The sequence below is a fragment of the uncultured Chloroflexus sp. genome (assembly GCF_937951745.1).
Taxonomy (GTDB): Bacteria; Chloroflexota; Chloroflexia; order Chloroflexales; family Chloroflexaceae; genus Chloroflexus.
This window is the reverse complement of sequence record NZ_CALFBQ010000070.1, coordinates 1-12,464: the sequence shown is the minus strand read 5'-3', so window position 1 is coordinate 12,464 and position 12,464 is coordinate 1. Positions and strand designations below refer to the sequence as shown.

General features: G+C 58.8%; 13 protein-coding genes. 5 read left to right on the top strand and 8 right to left on the bottom strand.

All coding sequences use genetic code 11. The features are described 5' to 3' along the window. The 5 genes from Q1A59_RS15485 to rpsL form a co-directional block, all read right to left on the bottom strand. A partial coding sequence (locus Q1A59_RS15485; RefSeq protein WP_299644460.1) for a GTP-binding protein occupies positions 1–153 on the bottom strand: 153 nt, incomplete at its 3' end. Between the two features lie 62 nt (positions 154–215). Further along, positions 216–1,097 (bottom strand): class I SAM-dependent methyltransferase, encoded by an 882-nt coding sequence (locus Q1A59_RS15480; protein WP_366144822.1) that lies wholly within the window; start codon positions 1,095–1,097, stop codon positions 216–218. 51 nt (positions 1,098–1,148) lie between these two features. Then, entirely contained in the window at positions 1,149–3,257 is a 2,109-nt protein-coding gene (gene fusA, locus Q1A59_RS15475; RefSeq protein WP_298406734.1) for an elongation factor G, read from the bottom strand. Between the two features lie 63 nt (positions 3,258–3,320). Next, the gene (gene rpsG, locus Q1A59_RS15470; protein ID WP_298406731.1) at positions 3,321–3,794 is read right to left on the bottom strand and encodes a 30S ribosomal protein S7; all 474 of its coding nucleotides are present in this window, start codon (positions 3,792–3,794) and stop codon (positions 3,321–3,323) included. Positions 3,795–3,806: 12 nt separating this feature from the next. Continuing rightward, positions 3,807–4,262, bottom strand: coding sequence for a 30S ribosomal protein S12 (gene rpsL / locus Q1A59_RS15465; RefSeq protein WP_298406729.1), 456 nt, complete (start codon positions 4,260–4,262; stop codon positions 3,807–3,809). A gap of 348 nt (positions 4,263–4,610) precedes the next feature. Between rpsL and Q1A59_RS15460 the strand changes: the two genes are divergently transcribed. From Q1A59_RS15460 to Q1A59_RS15440, 5 genes are all read left to right on the top strand, one after another. Next, entirely contained in the window at positions 4,611–5,384 is a 774-nt protein-coding gene (locus tag Q1A59_RS15460) for a WecB/TagA/CpsF family glycosyltransferase (protein WP_299645211.1), read from the top strand. A 100-nt stretch (positions 5,385–5,484) separates the two neighbouring features. Beyond that, positions 5,485–7,038, top strand: a complete 1,554-nt coding sequence (locus Q1A59_RS15455) for an acyl-CoA carboxylase subunit beta (RefSeq protein ID WP_298406725.1) — start codon at positions 5,485–5,487, stop codon at positions 7,036–7,038. 167 nt (positions 7,039–7,205) lie between these two features. Beyond that, positions 7,206–7,673: an ATP-binding protein gene (locus tag Q1A59_RS15450; RefSeq protein WP_298406724.1), complete on the top strand. Its 468-nt coding sequence runs from the start codon at positions 7,206–7,208 to the stop codon at positions 7,671–7,673. Positions 7,674–7,684: 11 nt separating this feature from the next. Further along, entirely contained in the window at positions 7,685–8,116 is a 432-nt protein-coding gene (locus Q1A59_RS15445; protein WP_298406723.1) for an ATP-binding protein, read from the top strand. A 36-nt stretch (positions 8,117–8,152) separates the two neighbouring features. Continuing rightward, positions 8,153–8,521: an STAS domain-containing protein gene (locus Q1A59_RS15440; RefSeq protein WP_298406721.1), complete on the top strand. Its 369-nt coding sequence runs from the start codon at positions 8,153–8,155 to the stop codon at positions 8,519–8,521. A gap of 60 nt (positions 8,522–8,581) precedes the next feature. Here Q1A59_RS15440 and Q1A59_RS15435 read toward each other — a convergent pair whose 3' ends face one another. The 3 genes from Q1A59_RS15435 to Q1A59_RS15425 form a co-directional block, all read right to left on the bottom strand. Further along, positions 8,582–9,595, bottom strand: a complete 1,014-nt coding sequence (locus Q1A59_RS15435) for a bifunctional heptose 7-phosphate kinase/heptose 1-phosphate adenyltransferase (protein WP_298406719.1) — start codon at positions 9,593–9,595, stop codon at positions 8,582–8,584. Between the two features lie 378 nt (positions 9,596–9,973). After that, on the bottom strand, positions 9,974–11,188 hold the full coding sequence (locus Q1A59_RS15430) for a pyridoxal phosphate-dependent aminotransferase (protein ID WP_298406717.1): 1,215 nt from the start codon (positions 11,186–11,188) through the stop codon (positions 9,974–9,976). Positions 11,189–11,398: 210 nt separating this feature from the next. Next, the coding region (locus Q1A59_RS15425; protein WP_298406715.1) for a hypothetical protein at positions 11,399–12,464 on the bottom strand (1,066 nt) is incomplete at its 5' end.

The following is a 12,464-nucleotide window of genomic DNA, read 5'->3' as shown; positions in this document are numbered from 1 at the left end:
GTCGATCTGGTCGTAAGCCATAAACTGGGCGGCGCCCTTCAGCGAGAGCACCTTGGTAATTGCCGCCGTCAGCGTCGTCTTACCGTGGTCGACGTGGCCGATGGTGCCGACGTTAATATGCGGTTTCGTCCGCTCGAATTTCTGCTTGGCCATTGCGTTGTTCCTCCGCGTTTCTGCGCGATCTGCTTATCTTATCCTTATCAGCCGGATGCGGCTTATTCCCGATCAGACCAAACGGCATAAATCGCCGTGGGCAACAAGCGGCGAGTAGTCTGTTCTGGAATAGCCAACTCGCCGGCAGTTACATACCCATGAAATGGCGCCATCGTCTCGGCAAGCAGATTACCGATTGTCAGCGCCGAAATGGTTGTCGCATAAGCGCACACCAACACACCTAACGGTTGCTGGCTGAGCAATGCAGCGCATTGAGCCAGCAATTGCGGCAATTGTTCGTGCAAGCGCCAAATCTCACCATTTGGCCCGCGCCCAAACACCGGCGGGTCGAGCAAAATCAAATCGTAGCGATTTCCACGCCGCAATTCGCGGGCGACAAATTTACCGACATCATCGATCAGCCACCGGATCGGGCGGTCGGTCAGTTCGGCCAGCGCCTGATTCTCTTGCGCCCAACGCACGGCGGGCTTTGAAGCATCGACGTGCGTCACGTGCGCGCCGCAACGGGCGAGATGCAGGCTGCTCAATCCGGTATATCCAAACAACACCAACGCGCGCGGCTGGGTACGGCGCTGCACTTGCCGGGCCAACCATTCCCAATGGGCGCTATGTTCCGGAAAAACGCCCGTATGGCGAAACGGTGTCAATCGTAGCCAGCAACGCACCCCATTGGCATTAATCGACCATCGTTCGGGCAACGGGCGATGTTGTTGCCATTCACCCGGCCCCTCATCGCCGCGCGTGCGGCGAAAAGTCGCATCAGCCTTCCGCCATTCGGTCGCCGACAAATGCGGCGACCAGATCGCCTGCGTCTCCGGCCGGGCCAATACATACGGGCCAAACCGTTCCAATTTCGCGCCATGGCCTGAATCGATCAACTCATAATCAGACCAAGGCGGCGGCGTCAGCAGGCGTAGTTCCATCTTCGCAGAAAAGGGACGACCGCGCGGGGCGGCCATCCCCGTCCTTCCTCACTAATTTGCGCTGCGCTTCTCGATAATCTCCTTGGCCAATGCATCAGGCAGTGGCTCGTAATGGTCAAACTCCATCGACGAAGTAGCACGCCCCTGCGTTGCCGAGCGGAGATCAGTCATATAGCCGAACATATTGGCCAGCGGCACAAAGGCGCGCACCACCTGCGCATTGCCGCGAGCTTCCATACCTTCGATGCGGCCACGGCGCGAGTTGAAATCACCGATCACGGTACCAAGGAACTCCTCAGGAGTGACCGTCTCGACCTTCATGATCGGCTCGAGCAATTGCGGCTTGCCGCGGCGAACCGCTTCTTTGAGACACATCGAAGCCGCGATCTTAAAGGCCATTTCCGACGAGTCAACCTCGTGGTACGAACCGTCATACAGCGTCGCCTTGATGTCAACCACCGGATAGCCAGCGATCACACCAGTTTGCATCGCCTCGCGCAGGCCTTGCTCGACGGCGGGGATATACTCTTTGGGAATCACACCGCCGACGATCGCATTGACAAACTCGAAGCCACCGCCGGGGGGCAACGGCTCGAACTTAATCTTGACGTGGCCATACTGGCCCTTACCGCCGGTCTGGCGAACAAAGCGGGTCTCGTGATCAACCGGGATGGTGATTGTCTCGCGGTACGAAACCTGCGGCTTGCCCTGATTCGCCTCGACCTTATACTCGCGGCGCATGCGATCGACAATCACCTCAAGGTGCAACTCACCCATGCCCTTGATAATCGTCTGGCCGGTCTCTGGGTCGGTGTAGACACGGAAGGTCGGGTCTTCTTCAGCCAACCGGCTGAGCGCAATCGACATTTTATCTTGGTCAGCCTTGGTCTTCGGCTCGATGGCCAACTCTATCACTGGCTCAGGGAAGCGAATACTCTCAAGCACGATCGGGTGATCGGGATCGCAGATTGTATCGCCGGTATAGGAATTCTTGGGGCCAACCATCGCCGCAATTTCGCCAGCATACACCTCATCGATATCTTCACGATGATTGGCATGCATGCGGAGGAGGCGGCCAAGGCGCTCACGTTGGCCACGGGTCGAGTTGAGGACATACGATCCCTTCTCGATCTTGCCGGCGTAGACGCGGAAGTAGGCCAGCTTACCGACATACGGGTCAGCAACGATCTTAAAGACCAGTGCAGTAAATGGCTCATCGTCGCTGACGCGGCGAGTAATCACCTCAACCCCCTCATCACCCATCACCTGACCGGGCAAGGTACCGGTGATAGCGGGGCGATCAAGCGGCGAAGGCAGGTATTCGATAACAGCATCGAGCAGCTTCTGGACGCCCTTGTTACGGAGGGCCGCACCACAGAGCACCGGCACCAGCTTGCGTTCGATAGTCGCCTTACGTAGACCGCGCTTCAGCTCCTCGACGGTCAACTCTTGGCCTTCGAGGTAAAGCAGCGTCAGCTCATCGTCGGTCTCGGCGATCATCTCGATCAGCTCGTTGCGTGCCTTTTCAGCGGCGGGACGCAGCTCAGCAGGAATCTCCTCTTCGCGGATATCCTTGCCGAGGTCGTCATAATAGATCGTAGCCTTCATCGAGAAGAGGTCGATCGTACCGCGGAACGTATCTTCGACGCCAATAGGCAACTGGACAATCGCCGGCTTTGCGCCGAGGCGATCCTTAATCATCTGCACGCAGCGCTCGAAACTCGCGCCAACGCGATCCATCTTGTTGACGAAGCAGATGCGCGGCACGTTATACTTATCGGCCTGTCGCCAGACCGTTTCCGACTGAGGTTCAACGCCAGCCACGCCGTCGAACACGACGACGCCGCCGTCGAGCACGCGCAGTGATCGTTCCACCTCTACCGTAAAGTCGACGTGGCCGGGAGTATCGATAATGTTGATCCGATACTCAACGCCATTGAGACGCCAAGGGGCAGTCGTCGCTGCGGCGGTGATGGTAATCCCGCGCTCCTGCTCCTGCGGCATCCAGTCCATCGTTGCGGTACCCTCGTGAACCTCGCCGATCTTGTACGTGCGGCCGGTATAAAACAGGATCCGCTCGGTCGTCGTGGTCTTGCCCGCGTCGATATGGGCAATAATGCCGATATTGCGTACCTTGTCGAGTTCGATCTGACGTGGCATACCCGTCACATACTCCTACGTGAGGCGACGCAAGTCGCCGTATCCTCTAAACCGAGACCGGCGCTAGAGCCGGCCATAGTGGGCGAAAGCGCGGTTGGCTTCCGCCATGCGGTGAACATCTTCCTTCCGCTTAATCGTCGCGCCGGTATTGTTATAGGCATCGATCAACTCGGCGGCGAGGCGCTCAACCATTGGCTTACCCGAGCGAGCGCGGGCCGACATCAGCAACCAGCGCATCGCGAGCGAATAGCGGCGGTCGCTCTTAACCTCGACAGGCACCTGATAGGTGGCGCCGCCGACGCGCTTGGGCTTCACCTCGATCGAAGGGCTTGCATTGCGCAGCGCCTGCTCGAAAATTTCCATCTGCGGCTTCTTAAGCCGTTCGGCGGCAAGATCAAGCGCCTGATAGACGATCCGCTCGGCGAGGCTCTTCTTGCCGCGCTCCATGACCTTGTTAATAAACTTCTGAACGAGAACGCTATTGTAGCGCGCATCCGGCGGAACTGGCCGCCGTTCAACCGTACCGCGACGGGGCATACCGCACCTCTCTTACTTCTTACCGCCCTTGCCAGCGGCTGCACCCTTGCCGACCGGCTGATTCTTCTTCGTACCGTACTTGCTGCGACCCTGTTTGCGACCGTTGACACCCTGCGTATCGAGCGTGCCGCGCACGATGTGATAGCGCACACCGGGTAAGTCCTTGACACGGCCGCCGCGGATCAACACTACCGAGTGCTCTTGCAAATTGTGCCCCTCGCCGGGGATGTATGCCGTCACCTCAAGGCCGTTGGAGAGCCGCACGCGGGCGATCTTGCGCAGCGCCGAATTGGGCTTCTTCGGCGTCATGGTCGTCACCTTGGTGCAGACGCCGCGCTTCTGTGGCGATCCGCGGCCGCGAGACAGCTTCCCCTTCAGCGAATTGTAGGTGAAGCGCAGGGCCGGGGCTTTGGTCTTTTTCACCACCGGCTTGCGCGGCTTCCGAACAAGTTGGTTAATGGTCGGCATCTAATGCTCTCCTTTAAACCGGCCTGCGATCAACAAGCTTTTGTAGACAAAATAATAACTGGCCCAGAGATCTGGTCGCAGTATGCCACTGCGCCTTAGAAGTGGGCCGCATGGCGCACAAACATTCTGCTGCGCAATTTCTTCGCAGCAGTATCGGAGTATAGCACTGTCACTAGGCTTTGTCAAACTGGACAACGAATGGGGGAACGGATGAACGAATGTCACGAATGAGCAAATGGGGGAGGGGGCGTAAGGAATTTGGGTGGTTCTGCTGTGCGACGTTGGCTTTGTTTGTAGCCGGATGCGGTATGATGAGAGACGATACACCGCGTCTTAGCAGGAATAGCGATGAGATCAGGCCGGATTGATATTCTGGGGATACCGATTGACGATGTAACCGAGCCGGAGGTGGTGGCGCGGGCAGCGGCGATGATCGAAGCCGGCGGGCCGCACCAGATCTGTACGGTTAATCCGGAGTTTATTATGGAAGCACGGCGTCATCCGGCATTTCGCGCGGTGTTGCAGGCGTCTGATTTGAATACGCCCGATGGTTTTGGCGTGCTGCTCGCAGCGCGCTGGTTGGGCACGCCGTTACGGGGGCGGGTGACCGGAGTGGAGTTGACGCAACGGTTGGCCCAGCTCGCGGCGGAACGCGGCTACCGTATCTTCTTGTTAGGGGCGGGGCCGGGGGTGGCGGAAGCGGCGGCGGCAGTGCTGCTCCAACGCTGGCCGAGGTTGCAGATTGCCGGCTGCTATGCCGGTTCGCCGGCGCCGGAAGCTGATGAGCAGCAGCGCAAGATCATCGCTGCGGCGCGGCCTGATATCTTGCTGGTGGCGTATGGCCATCCGCGCCAAGAGTTGTGGATCGCGCGCAACCAGCCGTTCGTGCAGGTGCCGCTGGCAATGGGTGTAGGCGGGACATTTGATTATCTAGCTGGGCGGGTGCCGCGCGCTCCGCAGGTAATACGCCGGTTGGGCTTGGAGTGGGCCTTCCGCTTGGCGGTGCAACCGGCGCGCTGGCGGCGGATTATCGATGCGGTGCCGGCGTTTGCGTTGGCTGTGCTCTGGCAGGGCCGGCGGGGCAGAGAATCGGGAATGGGGAGTGACGGAGCAGAGAAATAAGATCGATTGCTCGTCGTCACGAGGGTGATCATACATTCAGGAAGCGTGATCTAAACCGTATTGCCGGCGGCGCAAGCCGGCGCTGGAAGCGAGGAGTGCTATGGCGCAGACCACAGCGGAAAAGATTGCAGCGCTGCGCGAGCGGCGCGAACGAGCGCGCAATCAAGACCCGGCGGCAATTGCCCGCCAGCATGAACGTGGCAAGTTGACCGCGCGCGAACGGATTGAGCGTTTGCTTGACCCCGGTTCGTTTGTTGAACTCGATGCTTTTGCCGTTCATCGCACCTCGGCGTTTGGTATGGATCGGCGTAAGCCCTTGGGCGATGGCGTCATTACCGGTCACGGCACAATCGATGGCCGTCCGGTGTGTGTGTTTGCGCAAGATTTTACCGTCTTCGGCGGTTCGCTCGGTGAGGTGTTTGCCGAAAAAATTTGCAAGGTGATGGATCTGGCATTGCGAATGGGAGTGCCTTGTATCGGGATTAACGACAGCGGCGGTGCGCGCATTCAAGAGGGTGTGGTAAGCCTCGGCGGTTATGCCGAAATCTTCTACCGCAATGTGCTCAGTAGTGGCGTCATTCCGCAACTCTCGATCATTGCCGGCCCTTGCGCCGGCGGCGCAGTCTATTCGCCGGCAATGACCGATTTTATTTTTATGGTCAAAAACATCAGCCAGATGTTTATTACCGGGCCTGATGTGATCAAGACAGTAACCGGCGAGGAGGTTGGCTTTGAAGAGTTGGGCGGGGCGATGACCCATAACACGCGCAGCGGCGTGGCCCATTTTGCTGCTGATACCGAAGATGAGTGCTTTGACCAGTTGCGAATGCTGCTGTCATTCTTGCCGGCGAATAATATGGAAGATCCGCCGTACCAGCCGCCAACCGATGATCCAGAGCGGATGGACGAGGAGTTGCAGAGCATTGTTCCCGACAATCCGCGTAAAGCCTACGATATGATCAAAGTGATCGAATCGGTGGTGGACGATGGCTTCTTCTTTGAGGTGCAGCCGGCGTGGGCGAAGAATATTGTGATTGGCTTTGCCCGGCTTGATGGGCACGTGGTTGGCGTTGTCGGCAATCAGCCGCTGCAAATGGCCGGCACGCTCGACATTGACAGTTCGGTCAAAGCAGCGCGGTTTGTGCGATTCTGTGACGCCTTTAATATTCCGCTTGTGACCTTTGTTGACGTACCGGGCTTCTTGCCGGGCACCCAGCAAGAGTACGGAGGGATCATTCGCCACGGCGCGAAGTTGCTTTACGCCTACTGTGAGGCGACGGTGCCGAAGTTGACAGTGATTACGCGCAAGGCATACGGTGGCGCGTATGATGTGATGGCGAGCAAGCATATTCGGGCCGATTTCAACTTCGCGTGGCCGACGGCCGAAATTGCGGTGATGGGAGTTGATGCCGCCGTGCGGATCATCTTCCGCAAAGAGTTGGCTGAAGCCGATGACCCGGCGGCGCGGTTGGCCGAGCTGGTGGAAGATTATCAAAATCGTTTTGCCAACCCGTATGTCGCTGCCGAACGCGGCTATATCGATGCCGTGATCGAACCGCGGGAGACGCGCCCGGCTCTGATTCGCGCGTTGCGCCTAGCCCGCACCAAACGCCAGAGCCTGCCCGCGCGAAAACATGGCAATATTCCGTTATGATGAGTGTGATCGCGGCTTGAGATCTGGTAACACGCTTGTTGATGCCTGTGCTATCATAAATGTGTTGCATCAATATGTAGAGCCGTTGCGAAGCAACGGCTCTATGACCAATTTTGTTGCCTTACAATAACTCTATAATTTGACGCTCGTAAGGTGGGAAAACAGGCATGAGCGATGCCGAGGGCGTGACCGGACAGGTGATTGAACTGCGTCTGCCAAGCCGGCTAGGGTATGAACGGATCGCGATGGATACAGCGGCGGCGCTGGCGCGGCGGATGGGTTTGGCTGATGAGCGGATTGACGCTTTGCGCACTGCCATCGGCGAAGCAGTGACCAATGCTATCGAGCACGGTAACCAAGCCGATGCAGCGATGAAAGTGGTGGTCGTGCTGACCGTGCGCCCCGCTGAGCTGATTATTTGTGTGTCAGATCAGGGGCGGCGGGCGCTAGCGCTTGAACAGACGAAGACGCAGCCTCGTATCGCTGATGCCTTCCAACGCGCTGATAAGGGCGGTTGGGGCATTTGGCTCATGCGTGAATTAATGGATGAAGTAGAATTTACCCTAGCGCCGGGCGGTGGGAATCAGGTGCGAATGGTTGTCCATCTTGAACGCTCGCCGGTTGGTGATCAATAAGCCGGGACATTATGCAAATCATCCTCCCCAGTATTCTCGGCTATGAAGTGATTGCGCGTGACGCAGTGGCTTCATTGGCTCGACGCTGCGGCATTACGCCAGAGCGCGTCGAAGATGTAAAGACGGCGTTGTGCGAAGCGTGTATGAATGCGATCGAACATGGCAATCGATCCGACCCGCAGCGCAAAGTGCAGGTGCTCTGCACTGTGGACGAACAACGTTTGGTGATCGAGGTCTCTGATGAGGGCGGTTCGTTGCCGATGTTGCCGCGCAAGCCGGTTCAGTGGACGTTTGAGCAGCGCGCTTCATTGCGAGGGATGGGTCTGATGCTCATTGTTACGCTCACCGATGAGGTGAGTGTCGTGGCTGATCCGAACGATGGCACGTGTATGCGGCTTGTGTTTTACCGCAATCTGGTAGGGGACAGCGTGAGCGCATCGTGATCTGCCGGATGACGGTGGATGATTGAGGAGCAATCGATGTTAGAAGATGAGTTGACCGTCAATATTCGCCATCGCGATGGTGTGGCGATTATCGATCTGATCGGTGATGTGACGACATTCGCCGAAGAGAAGATTAACGGCGCTTACCGGCAAGTAACGGCGAGGGGCGATCGGTTTATTCTGCTCAACTTTCGCCAAAACGATTATATTAATAGTGCTGGGATTGCCATTCTGATTGGGATTGTCACCGAGGTGAATCAGAATGGGCAGAAGCTGGCGGTCAGTGGGTTGTCGCCTCATTTCCAAAAGATCTTTCGTATGGTCGGTTTGGCGCAATACGCCGAAATCTATCAGACCGAGGAAGATGCGCTCAGCGCGTTCAGGCGCCTAGGAGCAGTGGAATAGCTTTGTTGCACTAGTGTATTTGCTGTTCGTGTTCGCCCTCTCGCCCGAATCGCGAGAGGGTTATTCTGTATTAACGGCCGCGCTAGCGGCAGCTAATTCATCTGGGGTAACGACAGCATTCCCCAACCGCCGCACGACCAACGCCGCCGCGATGTTGGCCAGCGCTGCCGCTGTGCGTCCGCGACAACCGGCAGCCAATGCTAGCGTGGCGACGGCAATAAAGGTATCGCCAGCGCCGGTGGTGTCGAAGACTTCGCTGACCCGGTGGGCAGGTAGTTGTTGGTACGGCTCGTCGTCGCCGATCAGCGCCAACCCTGCCGGGCCGCGAGTGACGATGACCAACCGCGCAGCGAGTGCATGATAGAGACGGGCAATGCCATCCGCCATTGTCGTATCGTCGAGCAAGGGTATACCGAGGGCTGCCGCCGCTTCGGCATCGTTGCAGCGAAAGAGATCGGCGGAGCGGTAGTAGTGCGAATTGCCTTGGGCATCAACGGCAAAGATGACCCCGTGTTGGCGACAGTGATCGCGGATCGCGGTCACCACCCGCGGCGTGAGTAAACCCTGTTGGTAATCGGAACAGATCACTGCGTCAGCAGCCGGTAATTGCTGTTCGAGCGCTGCAATCACTCGATCCTCTTCGGCAGGAGTCAGCGGTCGGCGATCGAGCCGGTCGAGGCGGGCAACTTGCTGGGGCAAGCGGGGCGCGGCGTCGGCCAGAATGCGCGTTTTGCGAGTAGTTATGCGATCGGTGACGACGATCACGCCGCTGTCGTCAATTCCTGCCGCGCGCAGCAGCGCACGCAAATGCGCCCCTTCCTCATCGTTGCCGACAATCGCGATCAGGCTGGCTTGCGAGCCGAGCGCTACCACATTGCGGGCCGGATTGGCCGCCCCGCCAAGGATCGTTTCTCGCCGCAGAAATTCGAGCACGGGAATCGGTGCTTCGCGGGAAAGGCGGGTGGCTTTGCCGTACAGGTATTCGTCGAGGGTGATGTCGCCGACCACGACGATCCGCCGGCCAGCAAGGATGGAAGGGTTCGGTAGATCGTGGTAGGGTGAAGTGTCTGCCATACTCAGGGTTGATGGTTCTGATCCTAGCGATCTCATCTCGGTCTCGGCGTGTAGGTGGGCAGGGGGAGATTGGCAGGTGAAGGTGGCGAATCCTCGGCCCTCTCCCCATTCGAGTTCAGGGGCGGACAGAACGTCTGATCCGGAACCCGGCCCCTCAGGGCTGGGCTAGAGTTACGAAGCCCGCTGCACGGGCTAATAGTCCTCGCTCTCAGCCCTCTCCCCCACCAGTGGGAGAGGGAGCGCGATGCCGAGCGTTGCGGCATTACACAGCGATTAACACCGTTGCGTTCGCCCAAACGTTCTGTCCGTCCTTCAACCTGTGCGAGAGAGGAGCGCAACGGTGTTAGCGGTTGAAGTGCTGGCTCATCTCTCAGTGTGCTACCCGCTAAGCACAGCCTCGCGGAAGCGTTGCATACCGATCCGGATCTCTTCGCTGCTAGTTGCATACGACAAGCGCAGATAGCCGGGCGCGCCAAAGGCTTCGCCGCCCACGCAGGCAATGTGCGCCTCTTCAAGCAGGTACAGGTTGAGTTCGTCGCTCGTCTTACACACCTTGCCGTTGCGCAGCGGACGGTTGAGCAGCGCGCTGACGTTGGGGAAGACGTAGAACGCGCCGTCGGGCACGGTGCAGGTCACGCCGGGGATTTCGGCCAGCAGTTCGAGAATGAGATCGCGCCGGCGGAGGAACTCGGCAGTCATCGCTGCGACGGTGGCTTCGATCTCCGGGTTGGGTGTGTATGCCGCCAGCGCCGCGTCTTGTGAAATGCTTGAGGTGTGGGTACTAGTGTGGCTTTGGATAGCCTTGATCGCCTCGATGATCGGTTGCGGGCCGGCCACATAACCGACGCGCCAGCCGGTCATTGCGTAAGCTTTGGCAGCGCCGTTGACCACCAGCGTGCGATCGGCTAGATCGGGCGCGATGCGCAACAGGCGGGCATACGGTACATACGAAATCGCATCGTAGATCTCGTCGGTGATGATAATCGCCGAATGATCGCGCAGCACGTCGGCCAAGGCTGCTAACTCCTCAGCACTGTACACCGCGCCGGTTGGGTTTGAGGGTGAATTGAGTACCACGATGCGGGTACGCTCGCTCAGGCTGGCGCGCAGTTGATCGGGTGTCAGCTTGAAGCCGGTCTGCTCGGTTGTTTGGGGCGTGATGGGAGTTGCGCCGGCCAATTTGGCTTGCTCGACATAACTTACCCAATATGGAGCAGGAATCACCGCTTCATCACCTTCATCGCAGAGGGCTTGGAAAGCGAGATAGAGGGCCTCTTTCGCGCCGGTGGTGACGGTCACTTGGTTGATGCCATAGGTTATGCCCTGATCGGCGGTCACGCGAGCGGCCACTGCTTTGCGCAGCTCAAGCGTTCCGCCGGTAGGAGTATAGTGGGTATGGTTGGCATGAATGCCGGCAATGGCAGCCTGCTTGATCGGTTCAGGGGTGTCGAAATCAGGTTCGCCGACGCTGAAAGAGATGACCTTAATGCCGGCGGCGCGCATCTGGGCGACGCGGGCTGTCATGGCGGCGGTGGCCGAGGCTTCCAGCGCGGCGAGGCGGCGGGCAAGGCGATATTCCAGCTTAGCGGACATTGAACGCTCCTGTCTGGTTGGCTCTATGTGGTGCGCACATACCAAATGTTGTAGATACAATTACTGCGATTATACCAGAGACGGGTACAGGTGGCGACGGGCAGCGGCAGGCTGGGGAACAGGGTTGGTTCATCAGGTGTGAAATGCGGTAGTTTGACTGCTGCACTCTGTATTCCGTAGCCGCTGTATCGCGGTTTCTTCAGCCAGCGGTTACGGATCGATCACCTCTGGCATTACTCCATTACGGGCATATTCCTGCACCGCCAAATAGATCGCGCGCGGCGTGCCGTCGGGATGGACAAAATTCCACGCATCGGGGTACGAACGGGTCAGGAAGGGTGTGCTGAATTGCCAGAGGATGGTCGCTTCGAGCCACGGATAGCGCCGCGATTGTTCATAGGTGGCGATCGTCCAACGCAGCCGGTCGGCGGGACGCACCGCGCCGCTCCAGCGCGGATGGTCGTTGTAGCCGCCCTCGGTAATGATGATCCGCTTATCAGCGCCGCCGAGCCGGTCAAGCAGTTCGCGCACCAGCTCGATGCGGCGAAAATTGACTCGATCGAAGGCAGGTGTAGCATCAGGCGGTTCCAGTCCGCCGTAGGCATGCACAGCCCACATGTCGAAAAAGGGAAAGGCGCCAGCATCTGCCAGTGATGCGAGGAATTGCATATCGTCCATGCGCAGTGTGCCGTCTTCGAGGCTGGGGCCGGGCGAGAGCGCGCCGGCAATCACGATTGCCTCAGGCGCGACGGCCTTGATGGCTGGGTAGACATGCTTGAGCAGGTCGGTATACGCGCCGGGGTCAGGCGGGCGTTCACCCCACTCGAAGCGCAGATTTGGTTCATTCCAGATCACAATATGGCGCACGCCTTGCGGCGCGTAGCGCGCAGCGAACGCGGCGGCGAAATTGGCAAAATCGGCAAAGTGATCGCGGTCGAGGTAACGGTCGGTGGTATTGGGCGGGCGGGCCCACGCCGGCACAATGTCGAGCCGGGCGACGACCTGTAACCCCTGTGCGCGGGCGTGGGCAATTACCATATCGGCTCCTACCCAATCAAACCCGTAGCGTGAACGTGGTTGGATATAGGCCCACGGAAAGAGTTCGACGATCCAACGAGCACCCATCTCGTTGACTTGGGCAAAGGTGCGCCGAATGTACGCTTCGTCGCCAATGCCGGTGAGGCGGGTATGAATCCCGATCAGGGGATTGGTTGTTATCACCGTGCGTGGCGGCGGCGGATCGAGCGGGCGGGGCAAGCGTGGGAGCAAGAATTGC